17 protein-coding genes are annotated in these 22,628 nt (G+C 67.2%); 9 read left to right on the top strand and 8 right to left on the bottom strand.

What is annotated here, in order from left to right; translation table 11 throughout:
- Positions 1–249 (bottom strand): S4 domain-containing protein (locus APY03_RS43910; RefSeq protein ID WP_269747384.1); only part of this gene is annotated, 249 nt, incomplete at its 3' end.
- Positions 250–788: 539 nt separating this feature from the next.
- Here APY03_RS43910 and APY03_RS16755 point away from each other — a divergent pair.
- The 8 genes from APY03_RS16755 (at position 789) to APY03_RS16720 (ending at position 12,248) form a co-directional block, all read left to right on the top strand.
- Positions 789–3,767 (top strand): Rne/Rng family ribonuclease, encoded by a 2,979-nt coding sequence (locus APY03_RS16755; RefSeq protein ID WP_068678313.1) that lies wholly within the window; start codon positions 789–791, stop codon positions 3,765–3,767.
- A 534-nt stretch (positions 3,768–4,301) separates the two neighbouring features.
- Complete coding sequence (locus APY03_RS16750) at positions 4,302–5,021, top strand: sugar transferase (RefSeq protein ID WP_083944423.1); 720 nt, start codon at positions 4,302–4,304, stop codon at positions 5,019–5,021.
- 2 nt (positions 5,022–5,023) lie between these two features.
- Complete coding sequence (locus tag APY03_RS16745; protein ID WP_068678312.1) at positions 5,024–6,454, top strand: mannose-1-phosphate guanylyltransferase/mannose-6-phosphate isomerase; 1,431 nt, start codon at positions 5,024–5,026, stop codon at positions 6,452–6,454.
- Positions 6,455–6,509: 55 nt separating this feature from the next.
- Positions 6,510–7,478, top strand: coding sequence for a GDP-L-fucose synthase (fcl, locus tag APY03_RS16740; RefSeq protein WP_068678311.1), 969 nt, complete (start codon positions 6,510–6,512; stop codon positions 7,476–7,478).
- 22 nt (positions 7,479–7,500) lie between these two features.
- A complete protein-coding gene (locus tag APY03_RS16735) occupies positions 7,501–8,472 on the top strand; it encodes a hypothetical protein (protein ID WP_068678310.1) in 972 nt (323 codons plus the stop codon).
- Positions 8,469–9,818, top strand: coding sequence for a hypothetical protein (locus APY03_RS16730; RefSeq protein WP_146039314.1), 1,350 nt, complete (start codon positions 8,469–8,471; stop codon positions 9,816–9,818). The genes APY03_RS16735 and APY03_RS16730 overlap by 4 nt, the downstream gene beginning before the upstream one ends.
- Positions 9,815–10,978 carry a glycosyltransferase gene (locus tag APY03_RS16725; RefSeq protein WP_068678308.1) on the top strand — a complete coding sequence of 388 codons (1,164 nt, stop codon included), beginning with the start codon at positions 9,815–9,817 and terminating at the stop codon, positions 10,976–10,978. The genes APY03_RS16730 and APY03_RS16725 overlap by 4 nt, the downstream gene beginning before the upstream one ends.
- Positions 10,979–11,021: 43 nt before the next feature.
- Positions 11,022–12,248, top strand: a complete 1,227-nt coding sequence (locus APY03_RS16720; protein ID WP_068678307.1) for a glycosyltransferase WbuB — start codon at positions 11,022–11,024, stop codon at positions 12,246–12,248.
- A 71-nt stretch (positions 12,249–12,319) separates the two neighbouring features.
- Here the strand turns inward: APY03_RS16720 and APY03_RS16715 are convergent, their stop codons facing one another.
- The 7 genes from APY03_RS16715 to hemC all read right to left on the bottom strand — a co-directional run bounded on the left by APY03_RS16715 (position 12,320) and on the right by hemC (position 20,445).
- Positions 12,320–14,569 carry a polysaccharide biosynthesis tyrosine autokinase gene (locus APY03_RS16715; protein ID WP_068678306.1) on the bottom strand — a complete coding sequence of 750 codons (2,250 nt, stop codon included), beginning with the start codon at positions 14,567–14,569 and terminating at the stop codon, positions 12,320–12,322.
- Entirely contained in the window at positions 14,569–15,006 is a 438-nt protein-coding gene (locus tag APY03_RS16710) for a low molecular weight protein-tyrosine-phosphatase (RefSeq protein ID WP_068678368.1), read from the bottom strand. Before APY03_RS16710 ends, APY03_RS16715 begins: the two co-directional genes overlap by 1 nt.
- A gap of 5 nt (positions 15,007–15,011) precedes the next feature.
- Positions 15,012–16,058 (bottom strand): polysaccharide biosynthesis/export family protein, encoded by a 1,047-nt coding sequence (locus APY03_RS16705; protein WP_232081132.1) that lies wholly within the window; start codon positions 16,056–16,058, stop codon positions 15,012–15,014.
- 337 nt (positions 16,059–16,395) lie between these two features.
- Positions 16,396–17,679, bottom strand: coding sequence for a heme biosynthesis HemY N-terminal domain-containing protein (locus tag APY03_RS16700; RefSeq protein WP_068678304.1), 1,284 nt, complete (start codon positions 17,677–17,679; stop codon positions 16,396–16,398).
- A gap of 9 nt (positions 17,680–17,688) precedes the next feature.
- Positions 17,689–18,765, bottom strand: coding sequence for a uroporphyrinogen-III C-methyltransferase (locus tag APY03_RS16695; protein ID WP_068678303.1), 1,077 nt, complete (start codon positions 18,763–18,765; stop codon positions 17,689–17,691).
- Positions 18,762–19,535 carry a uroporphyrinogen-III synthase gene (locus APY03_RS16690; RefSeq protein WP_068678302.1) on the bottom strand — a complete coding sequence of 258 codons (774 nt, stop codon included), beginning with the start codon at positions 19,533–19,535 and terminating at the stop codon, positions 18,762–18,764. Before APY03_RS16690 ends, APY03_RS16695 begins: the two co-directional genes overlap by 4 nt.
- Positions 19,536–19,539: 4 nt before the next feature.
- Complete coding sequence (gene hemC / locus APY03_RS16685) at positions 19,540–20,445, bottom strand: hydroxymethylbilane synthase (RefSeq protein ID WP_068678301.1); 906 nt, start codon at positions 20,443–20,445, stop codon at positions 19,540–19,542.
- Positions 20,446–20,542: 97 nt separating this feature from the next.
- Here hemC and APY03_RS16680 point away from each other — a divergent pair.
- A partial coding sequence (locus APY03_RS16680) for a phosphoenolpyruvate carboxylase (protein ID WP_232324304.1) occupies positions 20,543–22,628 on the top strand: 2,086 nt, incomplete at its 3' end.

The following is a 22,628-nucleotide window of genomic DNA, read 5'->3' as shown; positions in this document are numbered from 1 at the left end:
TGCGGCCATCCGCAACGGCGGCAGCCGCAGCACGTCGCCCGCTTGCAGCCGGGTCTCGGCCTGCGCCCGGCCCTTGTTGATACGCACTTCGCCGGACCGGATGATCCGGTAGACATGGGTCTTCGGGACGCCCTTGAGCTCCCTGAACAGGAAGTTGTCGAGTCTCTGACCCGCAAATTCAGCATCGACTGTCAGAAAGCGAACTTCTGCTGCCGCGGGGCTTGGCTTCGCACCTATAATGTTTTTCACCAGCGCGGTCTTGTAAGTGCTTGATTAACCAGAAGTTTAGAGCACGGCCGGCAGCGCTGCGAGGTCGATGCCGCTTGGGCGTTGAATCTGCAGGCCGAGCGCAAACGTGCAAGGCGGCAGCCGCTCCGTCCAAGCCAAGCCGACGCCCACGAAACACCGATACGGAATACCAGCCGGCAGGCAACAGGCTGCCGGCGGATCGAAGCGAGTCCCTTGTGTTGATGCTGTTGATTCAACTGTGCCTACGCTGGCTGATGCCGGCGCCTCCGGGCATTGAGTCAACGGTTGCGCCTGTTTCCACCGCGCCAGTTGCCATCGAAAACATGGCAAGCCAACACCACATCGGGCTCGCGCCCATCCACGCGCCCCCACCCTTGCTGCGATTGAGCTGACGCTCAATTCAGGTGGCGTGCGCTCGCACGCCGCCGGCATCCGGGGTTAAGCGGCAATTCCTCCTTCGTTTCGCGAAGCGTCGTCCGTGCATCGTGGGTCCGTCATGGACCGGTGAAAACGACTGAAACGACAAAAGGAAACGCATCATGAAGCGGATGCTGATCAATGCCACGCAGGCAGAAGAACGCCGCCTGGCCATCGTCGACGGGCAGAAGCTCCTCGACTACGAGATCGAGATCGAAGGACGCGAACAGCGCAAGGGCAACATCTACAAGGCGGTCGTGACGCGCGTCGAGCCATCGCTGGAGGCCTGCTTCGTGGACTACGGCGAGGACCGGCACGGCTTCCTCCCCTTCAAGGAAATCTCCAAGCAATACTTCGCCGAAGGCGTGTCTGCCAGCCAGGCGCGCATCCAGGACGCGATCAGGGAAGGCCAGGAACTGGTGGTCCAGGTCGAGAAGGAAGAGCGGGGCAACAAGGGCGCTGCCCTGACCACCTTCATCTCGCTGGCAGGCCGCTACGTGGTGCTGATGCCCAACAACCCTCGAGGCGGCGGCGTCAGCCGGCGCATCGAGGGTGACGACCGCGCCGAACTCAAGGAGGCGATGGACCAGCTCGAATACCCCAAGGGCATGAGCATCATCGCGCGCACCGCGGGCATCGGCCGCGCCGCCCCGGAGCTGCAGTGGGACCTGAATTACCTCCTGAAGCTGTGGGCCGCGATCGACGGCGCCGCCAAGGGCGGCAAAGGCGCCTTCCTGATCTACCAGGAGTCGTCGTTGGTGATCCGGGCGATCCGCGATTACTTCAACCACGACATCGGCGACATCCTGATCGACACCGATGACATCTACGATCAAGCGCAGCAGTTCATGGCGCACGTGATGCCGGAGCATGCGCAGCGTGTGAAGCGATATCGCGACGATGCCGCCCTGTTCAGCCGCTTCCAGATCGAGCACCAGATCGAGTCGGCCTATGCCCGCACGGTGCAGTTGCCCAGCGGCGGAGCAATCGTGATCGACCACACCGAGGCGCTGGTCTCGGTGGACGTGAACTCGGCGCGGGCCATCAAGGGCGGCGACATCGAGGAGACCGCCACGCGCACCAACCTCGAAGCCGCCGACGAAGTGGCCCGCCAGATGCGCCTGCGCGACCTGGGCGGCCTGATCGTCATCGACTTCATCGACATGGACGAGTCGAAGAACCGCCGCGAAGTCGAAAGCCGGCTGCGCGACGCGCTGCGCCAGGACCGCGCGCGCGTCCAGTTCGGCTCGATCAGCAAATTTGGCTTGATGGAAATGAGCCGTCAACGCCTCAAGCCTGCCCTCTCCGAAGGCTCCTCGATCCCTTGCCCCCGCTGCGGCGGCTCTGGGCACATCCGCGACACCGAATCGAGCGCACTGCAGATCCTGCGCATCATTCAGGAAGAGTCGATGAAGGACAACACCGCCGCCGTGCACGTGCAGGTGCCGGTGGAGGTCGCTTCCTTCCTGCTCAACGAGAAACGCCCGGAGATCGCCAAGATCGAGCTCAAGCAGCGGGTCACCGTGCTGATGGTGCCCAACAAGACGCTGGAGACGCCCAACTACAAGCTGGAGCGGCTGAAGCACGACGACCCGCGTCTCGATCACATCGAGGCCAGCTACAAGATGGCCGACGAGATCGAGGATCCGACCTCGGTCACGCGGCGTTCGCAGGAGCCCACCAACCGGCAGACTCCGGTGATCAAGGGCGTGCTGCCCGACGCGCCGGCGCCAGTGGTGGCGCCCAAGCCCGAAGCCGTGCAGCCGCCCTTGGCAGCGCCCGCGCTCGCGCCCGCGCCTGTGGCACACCAACCGGCGGCCGCCCAGGAACCGGCGGAAGCCGGCTTCCTCGGCTGGATCAAGCGACTGTTCGGTGCGGCTCCTGCGCCGGCACCCGCTCCGGCGGTCATTCCTGTCGAAGCGCCCAAGCCGCGCCGCGATGCCCGCGGGAGTCGCGACGGCGAAACGCGCACCGCGCGAGAAGGCGAGCAGCGCCGCGGCGGACGCGGCGAAGGCCGAGGCGGTGAACGCCGCGGCGGGCGAACTGGCGAGCGTCGGGAAGGCGGCGAGCGTCGGGAAGGCGGCGAGCGCCGGGAAAGCGGCGAGCGCCGCGAAGGACGCGAATCGCGCGGCGAGGCGCGCAACGACGCCCAAACCCGCGAGCCGCGCGAGGCACGCGCACCGCGTGACGGCGAGCGGCGTGGCCGTGGCGAGCGGCGGGACAACGAGCCGCGCCAGACGCCGGCCGACGCCGAGATCCATCTCGACACCCAAGCGCTTGCCCCGAACGGCTTGGCAGGCGACGAGGGAGCACCCCCGGCAGAGCGCGCGCCACGCGGCCGCGGCGAGCGCCGGGAACGCGGCGAGCGCAGCGCCGATGCCGTGCGCGATTCCGGTAGCGATACCGTCCAGCCGGATGCCGAGCGCGGCCCACGCGGCGGCCGCGAGGAACGCGCCCCGCGTGGCGAGCGCGGCGAAGGCCGGCGCGAACGCCGCGGCGAGGGTACTCCGCGCACGACCGAGGCCTCTCCGGCCACGGAAGCTTCCCTGGCCACCGACAGCGCCGCCGAGGCAACGACCGGGGATGGTGCACCGCGTCGCGAGGGTGACGAACGGCGCAGCCGCTCGCGTGACCGCTATGGCCGCGATCGTCGCGAACGTGCCCAGCGCGAAGAAGCAGATGCCGGCGCGGCGGCGCCGCCGCTCGAAGCAGCCGACGCGAACGGCGCAGCCGAGCTCGATGGCCTGCCGAAGGCGCCCGCCGAGAGACCGGCGGCGCCCTTCGCCCCCATCGTCGTCGCCGCGCCGGCCGTGCGCACGCACGCACTGCCGAAGATCCAGCCCTACGAGTTGCCGACAGACGAACTCGCCCAGATCGCCGAAGGCTCCGGTCTCCAGTGGGTGAATTCCAACGCCGACCGCGTGGCCGAGGTTCGCGCTGCGATCGCAGCAGAACCCCAGCCGGTCCATATCCCGCGCGAACGGCCGCCGGCCACGGTGGTCGACGAAGGGCCGCTGATCCTGGTCGAAACTCGTCGCGATCTCGGCAGCATGGTCCTGCCGTTCGAGGAACCTGTCCGCGAAGCCGGCGTACGCCAGTAAGGCCGGGCAGGGGCCAGTCGCCTGCCTGCTTTCCCCCGCACGGCGGAGGGGCGCCTCAAGGCCGCACCAGAAATGGCGCGGCCTTTCGCTTTGTAGGCGGGCCTGCTGCCATGCACCCGCTGACAAACGTATTAGCAGGCGTTGTCCTACGTGCGCCGGTGTAATTCCTTCTTGTTCAGGACGGCATACTCTATGCATGCTGCAGCGCAACAGCACAAACCCGGCAAGAAACCAGTTAACTACGTCACAAAACCCAGATCGGCGTTTGTAAACAACAGACAAACGTCAAAGCTCGTTAACATGTTGTCATACAAAAGAACTACACTCTATGCTCGGTGCTGCGTCGCATCAAGACTGCGGGGACCGCTCTCGTTAGAGGGCGAAGCTTACGCCGTTTGGCAAGCGATGTACGTCTTTTGTTCACAAGACAAACGGCTCATCTTGTGTTCAAATTCTTGCGAATAGTAGTAAAGCGTTACAGCTGCCGCGCTCTTGGCTTGAGGCAGCACACACCCGTCACCGGGGGAATATTCAATGTTTCGTTCCGACTCAACCGCACACGGCAACGTGGTCCGACGCTACACCCCCGGGGGCGGGCCATCGGCGTCTCCTATCTACGTGCAACCGCGCAGGCTCAGCCTGCTGGAGCGCGCTGCGAAGCGCAGCATCGACATCGTGGGTGCGCTGACCTTCTTCGTTCTCTTCGGGCCCCTCTATCTGCTTGTAGCGCTCTGCGTGGGCATCAGCATGGGCCGTCCCGTGCACTTCTGGCAGCACCGTCTCGGTGAGAACGGGCAGCGCTTCCGCTTCTACAAGTTTCGTTCAATGGTGCGCGATTCAGAGCACGTGCTCGACGAATTCCTGAGCCGCAACGACATGGCGCGCACCGAATGGGACACCTTCCAGAAGCTGGAGAAGGATCCGCGTATTACGCCGATCGGCCAGTTCATCCGCAAGTTGAGCCTCGACGAGCTGCCGCAGTTCTGGAATGTGCTCAAGGGGGACATGAGCCTGGTCGGCCCGCGTCCCTGCATGGAGCGCCAACGCAGCCTCTATGGCAAGGGTTGGGAGCATTACTGCGCAATGCGTCCCGGCATCACCGGCCTGTGGCAGGTCAGTGGCCGCAACCGGCTGTCATATGCCCGACGCGTCGAGCTCGACGTGGAATACGTCAGCAACTGGTCGCTCTGGCTGGATATCAAGATCCTGCTGAAGACGGTGCGCACCGTGATCACCGGCGACGGGTCGAGGTGAGCATGATCCGGCCCATCGTTCTCTGCGGCGGCAGCGGCACGCGGCTATGGCCGCTCTCGCGCAAGACGCTCCCCAAGCAGTTCGTTCCTCTGATCGACAACAAGAACCTGCTGGTGCTCACGCTCGAACGCCTGCGGCTGCTGAGCACCGAGGTGACCTGCGTCGCGGCGGAAGAGCATCGCTTCCTGGTGCAGGAAAGCATCGAAGCCGCAGCTGTGAGCGGCCAGCAGCTGCTCGAGCCGGTGGCCCGCAACACGGCAGCTGCCATGGCGGCGGTCGCCCTACTGTCCGAGCCCGACCAGTTGCTGCTGTTCGCGCCGGCCGACCATCACATTCCCGATGCCGAGCGCTTCGTGGCGACGATCCGCAAGGGCGTGCCGGCCGCCCTCGCCGGCCATCTCGTGACCTTCGGTGTCGAGCCCAGCTTTCCGAGCACGGCCTACGGCTACATCCGGCAAGGCGAGCCTCTCGAGGCGGCGCTGGGCGAAGAGGCCGGCCACGCGGTGGCCGCCTTCATCGAGAAGCCGGCCGCAGCGCACGCCGAGCAGTTGCTGCTGACGGGCGGGCATCTCTGGAATGCCGGGATCCTGCTGGTCCAGGCTCGCGTACTGATCGCAGCGCTGCAGCAGCATGCACCCGACATCCTCCAGAGCTGCCGCGAGGCCACCACGACCGTCGAAGTCGACGGCGACTTCCTTCGAATGGATGCCGCCGCCTTCGGCCGCTGCCGCAGCCAAAGCATCGACTACGCCGTGCTCGAAAAATGCGAGAAGGTTGCGGTTCTCCCATTCCAGGGCCGCTGGAGCGATGTCGGAAGCTGGAACGCGGTCGCCGAGCTGCACGAGGCGGACGACAACGGCAACCGCATCAGCGGCCAGGGCTTCGCCATGGGCGCGCACAACACCTTCATCTACGCACCGAACCGGCCCGTTGTCGCCCTTGGCACCAAGGACCTGCTAGTGGTGGACACGCCGGATGCGTTGCTGGTCGCGCACGCGGAATTCGCTGAACAGGTCAAGGACGCGGTCGCATTGCTGACCACCCACGGCCACAGCCAGGCCACGCGCCACCGCCGCATCCCGCGCCCCTGGGGCGCGTATGACAGCGTCGACGATGGTGAACGTTTTGCCGTCAAGCGCCTCACTGTCAAGCCCGGTGCGCGCCTGGCGTTGCGCATGCATCACCATCGCGCCGAGCACTGGGTGGTCGTGAAGGGCACGGCCCGGGTGCTGTGCAACGGCGAGGTCTGCCTGGTCAAGGAAGACGAATCGATCTACATCCCCGTAGGGGCCAAATACCGGCTCGAGAATGCAGGCAAGACAATGCTCGAAGTGATCGAAGTCCAGACCGGCGGCTATCTCGGCGAGGACGATATCGTCCGCTTCGACGACGCGCCCGCCGCCGTCCTCGGCAAAGACAAGAAGCTGGCCTGAGCGTCCCTTTTTCGGGCATTCCGGTCCCTCCAATCCCGCGCGAAAGTCGACATCCATGAGCCAGTTCCAGAAGCGGATTTTCGTGGCGGGCCACCGCGGCATGGTGGGCAGCGCCATCGTGCGCTGCCTGGTCGAGCAGGGCTACAGCAACATCATCAGCCGCAGCCGTGCCGAGCTGGACCTGACCGACCAGGCCCAGGTGCGCGCCTTCTTCGCCGAGGAGAAGCCGCAGGAGGTGTACGTGGCCGCGGCCAAGGTGGGCGGCATCCATGCCAACAACAGTTATCCGGCCGAGTTCATCTACTCGAACCTGATGGTCGAGGCGAACGTGATCCACGAGGCGTGGCGCAACGGCGTGAGCAAGCTGCTCTTCCTCGGCTCGAGCTGCATCTACCCGCGGCTGGCGGCCCAGCCCATGGCCGAGGACGCACTGCTGACCGGCAAGCTGGAGCCGACCAACGAACCCTATGCGATCGCCAAGATCGCGGGCATCAAGCTGTGCGAGAGCTACAACCGCCAGTACGGCTGCGACTTCCGCAGCGTGATGCCGACCAACCTCTATGGACCGGGCGACAACTACCATCCCGAGAACAGCCACGTGCTGCCGGCGATGATCAGGCGCTTCCACGAAGCCAAGCTCGCCGACGCCCCCGCGGTGGTCATCTGGGGCACCGGCTCTCCGAAGCGTGAGTTCCTCTATGTCGACGACATGGCCCGCGCGTGCGTGCACGTGATGGACCTGCCGCGCGAGACCTACGCCGCCTGCACCGAGGTCACCACCAGCCATATCAACGTCGGCACCGGTGAAGACCTTTCGATCGCGGAACTCGCCAGCCTTGTGAGCGAAGTGGTTGGCTACCAGGGCGAGATCCGCTACGACGCCGGCAAGCCCGACGGCGCGCCGCGGAAGCTCCTCGACATCTCGCGCATCCGCGAGCTCGGCTGGACGCCCGAGGTATCCTTGCGCGACGGCGTGACACGCGCCTATGAAGACTTCTGCAGCGAAGAGCTCGTTCCTTCCTGAGGAGTCCCCTTTCCTGTCCTGCATGAACGCTTCCTCGCTCTCCCTCATTCCGCCTGGCACGGGCGGCGTGCGAGACTACGCGTCGGTGGTCGGCCACCCGCTCCACGCGCCGTTGATGGAGTTGAAACACGACACCGACACCGCCTCGCTCTCGGGCGACTTCGTGCTGCTCCATTTCAGCGGCTACGGCTTCGAGAAGCGCGGCATTCCCCTGTGGCTGGTCCGCCGGATCCGCAGCCTGCGGGCGCAGTTCAAGGCCGTCGGCGTGGTCTTCCATGAGCTCTTCGCGACCGGACCGCCATGGGGCTCGGCCTTCTGGCTGAGCGGCATCCAGCGGGGCATCGCACGAGATCTGCTGCTCCAGTCCGACTTCTGGCTGACGAACCGCGAGGATGCCGCGCGCTGGCTGCTGGCGCAATCGAAGGCAGCGCCGCACAGGGTGCTCCCGGTGTTCTCGAATGTCGGGGAGCTCGACTCGATCGACACCGAGCGGCAGAGCCGGCTGGTCGTGTTCGGCAGCGCCGGCATCCGCGCGCAGGTCTACGAGTGGTCCGACGGCGAGATCTTCCGCAGTGCAAAGCGCAATGGCCTGGAGATCCACGACATCGGCCCGGCCATGCCCGAAGGACCGCTCGCGCAGCGCATGGTCCATGAAGGCGTGGTTGTCCATGGCAAGCTGCCGGCCGAGCAGGTGAGCGCGGCCTTGGCCGGCGCCGACTTCGGCGCGCTCGCCTATCCGCCGGACTATGTGTCGAAGAGCGGCATCTTCGCGGCCTATTGCGCGCACGCGGTCTGCCCCATCCTGCTTTCGAAGGACTACGGCGAGCATGACGGCCTGACCGCCAACGTCCACTACGTACGCGGTTTCGGCGCACTCGACGCCACCATCGATGCACGCAGCGTGGGCGCCGAGGCGCACAGGTGGTACAAGCCGCACCGCATCGACGCCCACGTGGCGGCACTGCGCGCACTCGCGAGCGAGGTGCGGCGATGAGCGCAATCGCCCCTACCACCACGATGCAGGCACCCAGCCGGGCGGTGTCGCTCAGCCGCGCGGGCAAGCTATTCCTCGCAGTCTTCCTGATCATCGTGTTCGAGGGCTCGGTGCGCAAATGGGTGTCGTCCGCGTCTACCCTGCCCTTGATCCTGCTGCGCGACATGCTGGCGCTGATGCTGGTGGTCTACGCCTGGCGGCACGGGCACTTGAGGCGGCACAGGAAGATCACCGCCGCCATGATGGCCTGGACCTGCGTGGTGGTGGGCTGGGGGCTGCTGCAGCTCGTCGCCGGCCAGAGCACGCCTGTCGTGTACGTGATCGGGCTGCGCTTCTGGCTGCTCTACATCTGGTTTGCGGTGGCCGCGGCGGCGGCGATGAACGAAGCGGACTACCGGGCGGCCATCAAGGCGGCCGCCTACGTCATGCTGCTGCTGGCGCCGCTGGCAGTGCTGCAGCACTACTCGCCGCCGGGCGCGCGCATCAACACGCAGATCGACGGTGACGAGGAAAGCGTCTTCGTCGCGGTGGTCGGGGTGGTCCGCACCACCGGAACCTTCAGCTTCACCTCGGGCTACGCCACCTACCTGACCATGGTTGCACCCCTGGTGTTCGGCATACTGGCCGCACGCAAGCGCAACCAGTTCCAATTCCTGTTCGCCCTCGCGGTGTTCGGGGCCTTCGCCACCGGCGCGCTGGTGAGCGGATCCAGAACAGCGGCGATCACCTCGGCCGGGATGCTGGGGGCCTTTCTGGTCGGCCGGTTGCTCTTTTCGAAGACGCGCAACAAGGTGGGCGCAGCGGTCGCCGTCGCGGTGATCGGCTTGCTGACCGCCATCTTCGCCTATGTATTCCGCGACGCCATCGGCGTCACCCAGACGCGTTTCGAGCAGGCGTCGGCCGCGGAGGACTTTACCGAACGGGTGCTCACGGTGCTGTTCGGCGAGCCCTGGGTGCTCGACCTCGTCACCTGGCTCGGCTATGGCGTGGGCTTCGGCTCCAACCTCGCCACCTACGTGCGCACAGGCTCTGCCGATGTCTTCGCGCTCGCGGAAGCGGAAGGCGGCCGCATCCTGATGGAAGGCGGTCTGCTGGGCTTCGCCTACATCGCGCTCAAGTACCTCGTGTTGGTGCTGGGTGTGATCCGCAGCCTGAAGATCTCGATCAGCACCAATTCCCCCTATCCGCTTCTCGTGTGGCTGACGACCGCGTTGGCGGTGGTCAGCTGGCCTGCCCTCGGGCAGTTGACCGCCAACGCCCTGCTCGGGCTCATGTTCGCCTACGCTCTCCTGCTGTTCCGGTATCCGAGGCTCGAGATCTTCCCGCCGCGCGCCTCGCGATCGTGAGACTGCTGCATCTGGTCCCCTCCGTCGATCCCCAGGGCGGAGGCGTCATCGAGGGAGTGCGGCGCATCCACGACGCGCTGGCGGAACTGGGTCACAGCGGCGACGTGGTGAGCCTGGACAGCCCCGATGCCCCCTGCATACGCGAATATCCCGGCACGGTTGTCGCGACCGGCCCCTCGATCTCCAGCTACGGCTATAACGAGCGCCTGCTGCCCTGGCTCAAGGCACATGCCGGAGCCTATGACGCCGTCATCGTCAACGGGCTCTGGCAGTACGTGGGCCTTGCGGCCCGGCGCGCGCTGCACGGCTCGGGCACGCCCTACTTCGTGTACAGCCACGGCATGCTGGACCCTTGGTTCAAGCGGCGCTATCCGCTCAAACACCTGAAGAAGTGGCTCTACTGGCCCTGGGGCGAGTACCGTGTGCTGCGCGATGCATCCGCCGTGGTCTTCACCTGCGAGGAGGAGCGCCTGCTGGCTCGGCAGTCGTTCTGGCTCTATCGCTGCCGCGAGGTGGTGGGCTCCTATGGCACCAGCACGCCGCCGCGGGATGCCAAGCGCCTCTCGGAAGTCTTCCTCTCGTCCTTCCCCGAGCTGCGGAACAAGCGACTTCTGCTCTTCCTCGGCCGCATCCACGAGAAGAAGGGCTGCGACCTGTTGATCGAGGCCTTCGCGCAGGTGGCGGCGAAGGCGCCCGATGTCCATCTCGTGATGGCGGGGCCCGGCGACGAGGCCCTCACGCGGCAACTGCAAGCCCGTGCGCAGAGCCTGGGCCTCGCCTCGCGCATCAGCTGGCCCGGCATGCTGTCGGGCGATCTCAAATGGGGCGCCTTTCATGCATGCGAAGTGTTCTGCCTCCCGTCTCACCAGGAGAACTTCGGGATCGCGGTGGTGGAGGCCATGGCCTGCAGCCGGCCGGTGCTGATCAGCGACAAGGTCAACATCTGGCGCGAGATCGACGCGGACCACGCCGGCTTCGTCGAGTCCGATACGCTGGAAGGCACGACCGCCCTGCTGCGGCGGTGGCTGGCCGCAACGCCGGCCGAGCTGGACGCGATGCGCGCCGCCGCGCTGCGCTCCTTCGAGGAGCGTTTCCGAATGGAGCAGGTGGCTGCGACGCTGGTGGACATCATCCGCACGCACGCCCCGCACATCGCCTGAGGGCCCAGCGCGCCCGCCCCCTGGAAAGCGTCAACAAGCCCTCATGAAGCTGCTCGTCTATGGCATCAATTTCGCACCGGAGCTGACCGGCATCGGCAAGTACACCGGGGAGATGGTGGCCTGGCTCGCGGCGCACGGCCATGAAGTGCGGGTGGTGACGGCCCCGCCCTACTACCCCGACTGGCAAGTGCGGCCGGGCTACCACGCCGGGCGCTACACCCGGCAAGAATGGCGCGGCGCCCAAGTCTTTCGCACGCCGTTGTGGGTGCCGCGCAAGGTGACCGGTGCAAAGCGTCTGCTGCACCTGGCGAGCTTCGCCGCCAGCAGCGTGCCGGCCCTGCTCGCCCAATGGCGCTGGAAGCCGGACGTGGTGTGGGTCACGGAGCCTCCGATGTTCTGCACGCCGGCGGCCCTGGCTTTTGCGCGCCTGCGCTCGGCCAAGTCGTGGCTTCACATCCAGGACTACGAGGTGGACGCCGCCTTCGAACTCGGCCTGCTCAAGGGAGCGCGCATGCGCGCCTTCGTCGCGGCGGCCGAGCGCTGGCTGATGCGCCGATTCGACCGCATCTCGACCATCTCGCAACGCATGCTCGAACGCGCACGCAGCAAGGGCACCGAGGACGCACGGCTGGTCTCGCTGCCCAACTGGGCCGACGTCTCGGCGATCCAGCCGCTGCAAGGCGCGAGTCCGTACCGAGCCGAACTCGGCATCAGCCCGAATGCGGTGGTGGCGCTCTACTCAGGCAACATGGGCGCCAAGCAAGGCCTGGAGCTGCTGGCCGAAATCGCCTTGATGCTCAAGGACCAGCCCGGGCTGGAATTCGTGTTCTGCGGCAATGGTGCCGGTCGCGTAGCGCTGATGAAACGCTGCGAGTCGCTCGCCAACGTGCGCTTTCTCGACCTGCAGCCGGTCGAGCGGCTCGGCGACTTTCTCGGCCTGGCCGACATCCACCTGCTGCCTCAGCGTGCCGATGCGGCGGACCTGGTGATGCCCTCCAAGCTGACCGGCATGCTCAGCAGCGGCAGGCCGGTGGTCGCCGGTGCACGCCCCGAGACCGAGCTCGGCAAGGTGACGGCCGAATGCGGGATTGCCGTGCCGCCGGACGACGCCAGGTCGTTCGCAGACGCCGTGATGGCGCTGGCATCGCAGCCCGCCCTCCGGCGCGAGCTCGGGCTCAAGGCGCGTGCCGTGGCCGAGGCGCGCTTCGACCGCGATGCCGTGCTGGCGCAGTTCGAGCGCGACCTGCTGGCCTGCGTTGCGCAGCGCTGAGAGGCTGAGAGGCTGGAGAGGAGCGCCCGCTTCAAGAAAGAACCGGGCCACGGCCCGGTTCTTCTTTTGCATCACTGCTCTTCGGGCAGGATGCTCTCGTAGTTATAGCTGGTGTAGCGATAGCGCCCGTACTTGTAGGGTGCGAAGGTGCGCCGGCCCAGGTCCATCGCGTTGAGCAGCACGCCCGTGGCGGCCTTGCCGCTCATGGAGAGCCGTCGCGTGCTTTCCTTCAACTCGCCCATGGTCGACTGGTCGGCACGCGCCACCAGCAGCACCGTGCCCACGTGCGCCGCCACGGTGGACGTGTCGGCGGCCACCAGCACCGGCGGCGTGTCGATGACGACCAGGTCGTACTGCTCCGAGAGACGCTCCAGCAAGGTCTTGAACGAGTCTGACACCAGCAGTTCCGCCGGATTCGGCGGCAGTTGGCCCGTGGCAAGGAAGTCGAGGTTGGGCACGACCTGGCGGTGCACGGTCTGCTGCACCGTCAGGCTGCCCGCGATCAGCTCTGACAGTCCGCCGTGGCGCTGCAGGCCGAAGTACTGGTGCGTATGGCCGCGGCGCAGGTCGGCGTCGATCAGCAGTGTGCGCTTGCCTGCGGCGGCCATGAGCGCGGCGAAGTTGGCCGTCACGAAGCTCTTGCCGACGCCTGGCGTGGGGCCGCTGATCAGCACCCGGTTGTTGGGCGACTCCAGCATCGCGAACTGCATCGCGGTGCGCAGGCTGCGCAGGCTCTCGACCGCCGGGTCGTCAGGGTTCTCGATCGCCAGCAGGCGCACCCCAGTGGCGCCGCTGAGACGGCGCTTGGCAATGGCGGCCTGCGAGGGGCTCAGCGGGATGGTCGAGAACACGGGCAGGCCGGTGTCGGCTTCGACCTCGTGCGGATCGCGCAGCCGCTGCTCGACGAAGGAGCTGCGGATGAAGGCCGCGACGATGCCGAGGAACAGTCCCAGCGCCAGCGCCGCGGCAATGATCACCTTGCGGTTCGGCTTGACCGGCTGCGTGGGCACCACCGCCTCGTCCAGCACGCGCACATTGCCTACCTTGCCCTCTTTCACCAGGCGCAGCTGCAAGGCATTGTTGAGCAGCGACTGGTAGAGCTCGGTGTTCACCTTGACGTCGCGCTCCATGCGCACCGCCTCCTGCTGGATCGCCGGCAGGCCCTTGATGCGTTCCTGGATGCTGCCCATGTCGGACTTCAACGCCGCGATCTGGTTGTCCAGGGTCTGCACCGCCGGGTGCGCAGATGTGAAACGCGACTCCAGCTCGCGCCGGCGCTGCTGGGCATCCAGCAGCTTGGTCTGCCGGTCGACCGACTGGCCCAGGATCAGCGCGGCTTCTTCGCTGAAGGCCACTGTGCCTTTCTGGTTGCGATAGCGGTTGTAGACCTCCTCCGAAGCCTCAAGCTGCTTCTTGAACAGAGGCAGTTGGACATCGAGGAAGGCCAGGGTCTTCTGCGCCTCCGCGGCCTTGCGCTCGACGTTCTGCTTGACGTACTGTTCGCCCACGGCGTTGAGCACGCGCGTGAGCTTGAACGGATCGGTGTCCTGCAGCGACACGTTGACGATGCCCGAGTTCTTGCCGCGCTCCTGGAGGACCAGGCTGGACTGCAATCCAATCGTGGTCGGCAGCTTCGCGTAGCGGTACAGGTTGAACAGCGCGCCCGGCTTGCCGGCCAGATGATCGATCTGCAGCGTGATCGGGCCCTCGGGCGTGTCGGCCTTGAGCAGTGTTCCGACGGTGCCCTTGAGCTGCTGCATGCCTGGGTAGTCCAGGGTGTACTGGTTGTTCGCTGCAGCCGTCACTGTGAACTGGCCGCCTTCCATGATGGTCGGCACGTCGAACTGCGAGACGAGGATGCGCTCGGTCCCGGAAACATAGCCGTCCAGCCAGAGGAAGCCCGGGTCCGAGAGGCCGTTGGCGCGGCGCGCCAGCCACCCGCCGATGTAGGGCACATACCGGGGCCCGGAAGAGATATAGAGCTTCGTGGCCTCCACCGCCTGGCCCGCGATCATGCGTGAGCGGATGATCTCGATCTCGGCGCTCGCAGGCGCCTTCACGTCGATCAGGCCGCCCGCCTCGGCCAGGATGCCCTTGCCGCCGGACTCCGCGTCCTCGACCTGGATCACCATGTTGGACTCGTAGATCGGGCGCTCCAGGAAGGCATAGCTCGCGCCGATGAGGAACACGACGAGCGTGATGGCCGCGATCAGCCACTTGTTCGAGACCAGGACATCGATGTAGCGCCCGATGTCGAGGTCTTCCTCGTCCGCCGCGCTCGCCGGGGAGGGATTCGTCTTGGTAATGATTGAGGAAGTCATCAACTGGATACTCTTGAGATGCGTTGGGCCCACTGCCTGGCGCCGGATTCGATGAGCTGGAGCGATTGCTCGAAGATGCTGCGATCCTCGCGGTAAGGATCAGGCACGTCTTCGTCGCTGAACTCGCAGAGACGGAAGACTTTGCCGGCAGCGAAGAGATAGCGCTCCTGGACCGCGCGGCGTTGCTCGCGGTCCATCACCAGGATCAGGTCGGCGCGCTGACACATCTCGAGGCTGAGCTGCTGCGCCCGGTGCCCGCCGATATCGATGCCGCGCGCGTCCAGCAGCTCGCGGGCGGTGGGGTCCGCAGGCTTGCCGACCAGCGCGTGCAGGCCGGCCGAACCGACTTGTACGCCGGGCAGGTCGGCCGCCATCACGGCTTCCGCCATCGGGCTGCGGCAGATGTTGCCGGTGCATACGACGAGGACGTTCTGGATGGCCACTATCTGCCGCTCCCGGTACTGCGCGAGCCCAGATCGCGATAGGAGGTCGCGGTCGTTGCGGTCGGAAGGATCAGGCTGAGCACGCGGTTCCACTGGACCAGCGGCACCGGGTCGACGTAGACCACGTCCTTGGGCCTGAGTGCGAAGCCGTCCGCCATCGCGATCGCCGTGGGCGTGCGGGCATCCAGGTGGAAGATCGACAGGCCATCCGTCTCGTTGCGGATCACGTAGATCTGGCGCGGATTGGCGGTGCCGAGGTTGACGCCGCCGACTTCCGTCAGCGCGTCGTTCAGGCTGAGCCGGCCGTTGCGCATCATCACGCCTGTCTGCACGTTCACCTCGCCCATGACGGTGACCTTGCGTTCATCGCGGCTGCGCACCATCACCAGGTCGCCCGACCGCAGCGGGATGCTGGTCGGAGCAATGCCGGCCTCGGCCATGGACATGAGGTCGAGTGTGACGGTCTTGCCGTCGCGGGTCAGGGTGACGGCAGAGCGGTCACCATTTCCCGAAAACCCGCCCGCGCGGTTGATCGCCTCGGCCAAGGTCATGGGGATGTCAGTGAAAATCTGCAGGCCGGGCGTGCGGACTTCACCTTCGATATAGGCGCGCTTGCTTCGGAAGGCGTTCACGCGCACGCTCAGCTGCGGGTTCTTGAATACCCGCGACAGCCTGTTGATGAGCGTTTGCTCCAGGTCCTGGACCGTCATGCCTTCGGCCTTGATCTGGCCCACGTAGGGGAAGCTCATGTGGCCGGTGTTGGACACGATGAAGCCGGGAGCCGGCGACACGCTCGCCTGATCGGCGACTGTCGTCGCAGGGATTCCGCTGAATACGATTTCCGGATGGTCGTAGACCACGATGCTCACCACATCGCCAGGACCGATCTTGTAGACCGGCGGCTCACCTACCAGCGCCCTCACTTCGGGCGGCACGTTATTGCCGACGGCGGCGCGCTGTGCCCGGATCAGCTGCGGTGTGATCTCGGTGATCGCGCCGGGAGGTGGCGGGTCGATCTCCGACGTGGAAAAGCCCGAAGGCGACACAGCCTGGGCACCGTCGTTGCCCGCGGAACGAAAGCCCGGGGCCAGGGGCGCACAAGCCTGTAACAGCAGCCCTGCCAAGGCGAACAAAGTGGCATGTAGTAGGAAACGTTTCAAACCCAACTCCGAGTCATGACCCTGAATGAATACTTTTGCAAACAGTTACGACTGTACATCAGCAACGCGCCAGGCTCAAATTCTTTCTTGGCCTAGAGCGTTAGGCAGGGTAAACGGGTGTGGCGCCCGATGGGGTAAGCAAGCTCCTACATTGCGCGGTTTCAAGCGCTAATTAGGTCTTCAGCTATCAAAAAGATAGCGAAAATGGGCCTGATCAGCCCCTTCAGGGGGTTTCGATCTGTGCCGCGCGCTTCCAGGCAGCAGAAGCCTGGTCGGCGTCGTCGCGCGCTTCGGCAAGTTCGGCAAGGGCCTGCCAGGCGCGACGGTGCAAAACGGGATCTTGTAACGCCAGGCCGGCATGCGTGAGCAGTTGTTGCGCCTTGCCCCAGAGCTGACGCTTCATGCACGCCATCCCGGCGAGATACTGCAGATTGGCGTCGCGCGGATTGCTGCGCTGCGCCGTTTCGATGCGTGCCAGCCAGTCGGCATCGACCGAATCGAGACCCGCTTCCAGGGCGCGCACCAGCTTCACACGCAACGATTCGTGCAGGCTGCGAGGCTGCTCGATCATGCGCTCCCAGACCGGCAGCAGCCAGGCGCGCGCGAGCGTGAGGTCACCGCGCAGCGCGACCATGCGCTGCGCCGCATGGATCGCGACTTCGGGCATCTCGCGCTCCGCGCCCTCGAGCTCGCTCCAGGCCCGCAGGAGTTGCGTGGGGTCATGCGCGCCCGAGAGCAGCTCGGTCGCCAGGCCGCGCACGATGCTCTGCGCCGCGGCATCGGAAAAGGCGCGATGCTTGGCCAGCAGACGCGCGGTCTCGAGCGCTTCCTGCGTGCGCCGGTCCTGGCGCGCGGCCTTGAGCCGCAGGCGCAGGGCCAGCGTACGGCGCTGCGCACCCTGCGGAAGCTCCTCCAGCCGGGCCAGTGCGGCAGGCGCGTCGCGGTCGTCGAGCGCCCAGCGGGCTGCGCGCAACTGAACGCCTTCGCGCGTCTCGGGGCTGGCGAGCACACCGCGATCGGCGCTCTCATTGAGCGCCTGCTGCAAGTGTGCGTCTCGCGCGGCCCTGTCCTGCAGGGCCTGGGCGCTCTCCGCGGCCAGCAGGTGCGACAGCACGCGGATCTGCTGAGCCTGCGGCAGCCTTGCATCCAGCGCGGCCAATGCCCGCTCCTGCATGAGCGCCGCCTGCGCCGCCTTGCGCGAGCGCGAGAAGCGGCCGGCCAGCTGTTGCGCCAGGGCGTCGAGCAGCGCCGCATGCAGGGAGCGCTCCTTCTGTTGCAGCCGCCATTGACGCGCCTGCCGCGGCAGGGAGAACAGCGCCGACAGCGCGCGCAAGGCGACATGCAGCAGCCCGAACGCCACCAGCAGGATCAGCAGCGTAAGGTTGAGAGAGAGGTCAACCCGCCACGGCGGCCAGAAAACAGTGACCGTGCCCTGGTTGTTGCCGGCGAACAGCGCCACCGCCGCCGCGATGCCGAACAAGGCCAGGAGCCACAGTGCTGCGCGCATGCCGGAAGCCTATCGCCCCGCCGCAGCCGTGGTGAGCGCGGCCAGCGTTTCGTCGATGCGCGGCGGCTCGCTGGTCTTGATCTGGGCCTGCAACTGCTGCAACAGCGTGGCAGCCGCCTGCACGCGGCGCGAGGCTGGATCGAAGTAGCGGTTGAGGGAGGCCGAAACCGACGCCAGTTCATTGCGGGCCGTGGCGAACTGGCGGGACAGGAGGGCCAGGCGCGCGTTGAGCAGTTGGAGCTTCAGGTTCTCGCGCAGGAAGAAGGCCTGGTCGGGCGACAGAAGCACCGCCTCCGGGCGATCGATGCGGCCCACGCGCAGCAGCGAGCGCGCCTCGTTGCGCACCATCAGCAGCGCACGCTGCCACCACGGCGCATCGACCGGCATCGGCTCGGCCTGCCAGGCGTTGAGGCCAGCGCCGCGCGTCGCCACCGCGTTGAGCAGCGGCAGTTCGTCCACCATGCGCACCAGGTCGTCCAGCTTGCGCAGCGTCTCGCCGCTCTCGGCTGTGGCGCCGGCCTGCAGACGCTCGACATCTCGCTGCATGGCACGCTGCAGAGGTGCCAGCCGCGGCTGAGCGGCGCGCGCGATGCGCAGGTCGCCGGCCTTGAGCGCGGCCAGGAGCGGTTGCACGTTGCCCGTGACTTCAGCCTGCTGGAGCGCGAGGCGGACCGCGGCCTCGATGTCGACCACGAGGTTCTCGTCGCGCGAGCGCGAGAGGCTCTGCATCAACTCCTCGAGCTGCGAACGCTGCAGCGCCACCTCCGCCACCCGGGTCTCGTTGAGTGCAAGCCGCGCCGCAGTGTCTCGCACCGTCTCCTGCGCCTGGCGCGCCAGGGTGCGAGCTTCCATGGACTGCGCCATGGCGTCGGCGCTCTGCCGGGCCAGTTGCTCCTGCATTCCGCTGACCTTCTGCCAGAGAACCAGCACCGCCACCAGCGCCAGCACCGCGGCCGCGGCCAGGAGTCCGAGCAGGATCTTCGAGAGGGTGGCTGCGGGGAGCGGCGCCGTCTGCAGGGGCGCCGGTACGGGCGCGCGCGCCGTCGGGTCCTGCAGGGTTTCATTCAAGACGGAGGCGTCGCTCATGCAAAGGATTCTATCGACGCGACCAGCGCGTCCAGCGCTGGGGAAGAGACGCGCACCGCCCCGAAACCCGCGGCCCGCGCGGCTTCCGCGATGCGAGGGTGGGTGGCGACTACACGCGCGGAGGCCCATGCCGTGCCGGGCATCGCGGTGCGCAGACGGGCGATGGCCTCCGCGCTGCTGAAGAGCCAGACTGCCCGGCCGCTCGCACCTTCCGCAGCCAGTGCGCGCGCGGCCTCGTCGAACGGAGCGGCGATGCGACGATATGCGACGACGATGTCGCAGACACCGCCAGCCGCGACGATCTCGCGCGACAGCCACGCGCGCCCGGCCGGTTGCCCTGCCGCATCGCCGCCTCGCACGATCAGCACACGTGCGCCTGGGCCCACCTGCGCATGCACCCCGGCCCACAGCGCCTCTGAATCGAACTGGCCGGCATCCGCCGCAGGCGCATCGATCGCCGAGGCAGGAACGCCGGCCTGCTGCAGCGCGCGCACGGTGCCTGGGCCGGTGGCCCAGCAGCGCGAGGACAAGCCGGCAGCGATGTCGCCGGCACCGTCGAAGAAATGCTCGACGGCTGCGGCGCTCACGAACATCAGGGCGGCATAGTCTCCAAGGCGTTGCACCGCCGCCTGGAGATCTTTCCGATCTTCAACCGGGGCGATGCGGATCAGGGGCAGGGCTTGCGCGTCCAGCCCGGCAGCGCGCAAGGCATCGACCCAGCGCGCCGCCTCGCGCGCGGGGCGCGTGACGATCACTCTGGGCGCCGGCATCTCATCAGTGCGCGCCCGCCTCGCGCAGCATGCGGGCGGCCGCGTCGCCGAGCGCGACGGCCTGCGCAGGAACGGCGACCTCGGCCTGCGCGTGGATCCGGACCAGTTGCGCCGCACCCTCGGGATCGCCCCAGGCGGCATCGATGCGCAGGCGATCGCCGTCCTGCCAGCGCGCGTGGGCCGCCAGCGGCATCGAGCAGCTGCCGCCCATGGCCCGGCTGACGGCGCGCTCGGCCGCGGTGGCGAGCTGGTCGCGCGGGCTGGCGAGCGGCGCCATCAGGGCTATGAGATCGCTGCGATCGGCCCGCACCTCGACGCCCAGCGCGCCCTGTCCCGCGGCCGGCAGCATGGCCTCGGGTTCGAAGACGGCGCGGATGCGGTGCTCCAGGCCCAGCCGCTTGAGGCCTGCGGCCGCCAGCACGATGGCGTCGTATTGGCCTTCGTCGAGCTTGCGCAACCGGGTGTCGAGATTGCCGCGCAGTGGCTCGATGCGCAGGTCGGGCCGCAGCGCGCGCAGCAGCACCACGCGCCGCAGGCTGGAGGTGCCGACCACGGCGCCCTGGGGCAGGGCCTCGAGCGACGGGTAACGCGGCGATACCAGCGCATCGCGCGGGTCCTCCCGCTCCAGCACGCAGGCCAGCACAAAGCCTTCGGGCAGATCCATGGGGACGTCCTTGAGCGAGTGCACGGCGATGTCGGCACGGCCTTCTTCGAGCGCCAGCTCGAGTTCCTTCACGAACAGGCCCTTGCCGCCGACTTTGGAAAGCGAGCGATCGAGGATCTGGTCGCCGCGGGTCGTCATGCCGAGCAGGCTGACCGCGTGACCTCGTTGCCGGAGCAGGGATTGCACATGCTCCGCCTGCCATAGGGCCAGGCGACTTTCGCGCGTGGCGATCACGATGTTGCTCAAGGGGCCGTTTCCGTTGCTGTGGGGGACCTCGGGAATGCTAGCATTGTTGCAACGCAGCAACGCGGCGCCGACCCGGTCGAACGAGGAGATACTTCGAATGAAAAGCAGCCCAACCCCTGCTTCAACCACCAAGCGCCGCGACAGCGACGAACAACCGCTGATCGACGACATCCGCCTGCTCGGACGCATCCTCGGCGACGTGATCCGCGAACAGGAGGGCGAGGAAGCGTTCGCGCTGGTAGAGAAGATCCGCACGCTCTCCGTCTCCTTCCGGCGCGACGCCGACCATGCAGCCGACCGCGCGCTCAAGAACCTCCTCAAGGGACTGAGCGCGGCCGAGACCGTGCGCGTGATCCGCGCCTTCACCTACTTCAGCCACTTGGCAAACCTGGCCGAGGACCGGCACCAGATCCGCCGCCGCACCGAGACCGAGCGCAAGGGCGAGAACGCTCCCGGCAGCCTGGAGATGGCGCTCGCGCGCATCCGGAAGGCGGGCATCACGCCCGCAACGGTGGTGCAGTCGCTGGCGCACAGCTACGTATCGCCGGTGCTCACTGCCCATCCGACGGAAGTGCAGCGCAAGAGCATCCTCGATGCCGAGCGTGCCATCGCGCAACTGCTGACCGAGCGCGACGACATCAAGCTGCGCCAGCAGTGCTTCGCCGGTGCCCGGGACACGCTGACGCCGATCGCCATGGCGGAGAACGAGAGCCGCTTGCGCGCGCGCGTGCTCCAGCTCTGGCAGACGCGGCTGCTGCGCTTCTCCAAGCTCACCGTGGCCGACGAGATCGAGAATGCGCTGAGCTACTACGAGGCCACCTTCCTGCGCGAGATCCCTCGCGTCTACGCCGAGCTCGAAAAGGCCCTGGGCCGCAGCGACATCGCGCCTTTCCTGCGCATGGGCCAATGGATCGGCGGCGACCGCGACGGCAATCCCAACGTGACGGCCGAGAGCCTCGAGTACGCCATGCGCCGCCAGTCCGAGCTGGCGCTGCGCTACTACCTGACCGAGGTGCACTACCTTGGCGGCGAGCTGTCGCTGTCTGCGACGCTGGTGGACGTGTCGGTGGAGATGCAGGCGCTGGCAGAGCGCTCGCCCGACCACAGCGAGCACCGCCAGGACGAACCCTACCGCCGGGCGCTCACCGGCATCTACTCGCGCCTGGCGGCGACGCTGCGCGAACTCAGCGGCGGTGAGGCAGCGCGCCATGCGGTCGCGCCGCAGAACCCCTATCCCCATGCCGAGGAATTCCTGGCAGACCTGCGCACCATCGAGGAATCGCTCCTCGACAAGCACGGCGCGGCCCTGGTGAGCCAGCGCCTCGGGCCGCTGATCCGCGCAGTCGAGGTGTTCGGCTTCCATCTCGCCACGGTGGACCTGCGCCAGAGCTCCGACAAGCATGAGGCCGTGATCGCCGAGCTGCTGGCCACCGCGCGCATCGAGCCCGATTACCCGGCGCTGGCCGAGGAAGCCAAGCAAACACTGCTCTTGCGCCTGCTGGACGACGCACGCCCGCTGCGCGTTCCCGACGCCGCCTATTCGCCGCTCGCGCAGAGCGAGCTCGCGATCTTCGCGGCCGCGCGAAGTGCCCGCACGCGCTACGGCGCGGCGGCGATCCGCCACTACATCATCAGCCACACCGAGACGGTGAGCGACCTGCTCGAGGCGCTGCTGCTGCAGAAGGAGGTCGGCCTGCTGCGCGGCACCTTGAGCAATGGCGCCCCAACGCCCGGCACTGGCGCGTCCCCGCGTCCCCCCGAGGGGGCGCTCGCTGGCCCGGGGCGGCACGGCGCTGCGCTCGGCGACGCCACCTGCGACCTGATCGTCGTGCCGCTGTTCGAGACCATCGAGGACCTGCGCAATGCCGCGCCCATCGTGCGTGCCTTCTACGCCCTGCCCGGCATCCAGGCCCTGGTGGCACGCTCGGGCGCCGAGCAGGATGTGATGCTGGGCTACAGCGACAGCAACAAGGACGGCGGCATCTTCACCAGCAACTGGGAGCTCTACCGCGCCGGCACCGCGCTCGTGGCGCTGTTCGACGAGCTGAACAAGAAGTCGGGGACCGCCATCCGTCTGCGCATGTTCCACGGCCGCGGCGGCACCGTGGGACGCGGCGGCGGCCCGAGCTACCAGGCCATCCTGGCGCAGCCGCCCGGCACGGTGCGCGGCCAGATCCGCCTGA

This window comes from Variovorax sp. WDL1 (assembly GCF_001541225.1).
Lineage (GTDB): Bacteria > Pseudomonadota > Gammaproteobacteria > Burkholderiales > Burkholderiaceae_C > Variovorax.
This window is presented reverse-complemented; position numbering and strand designations above follow the sequence as displayed.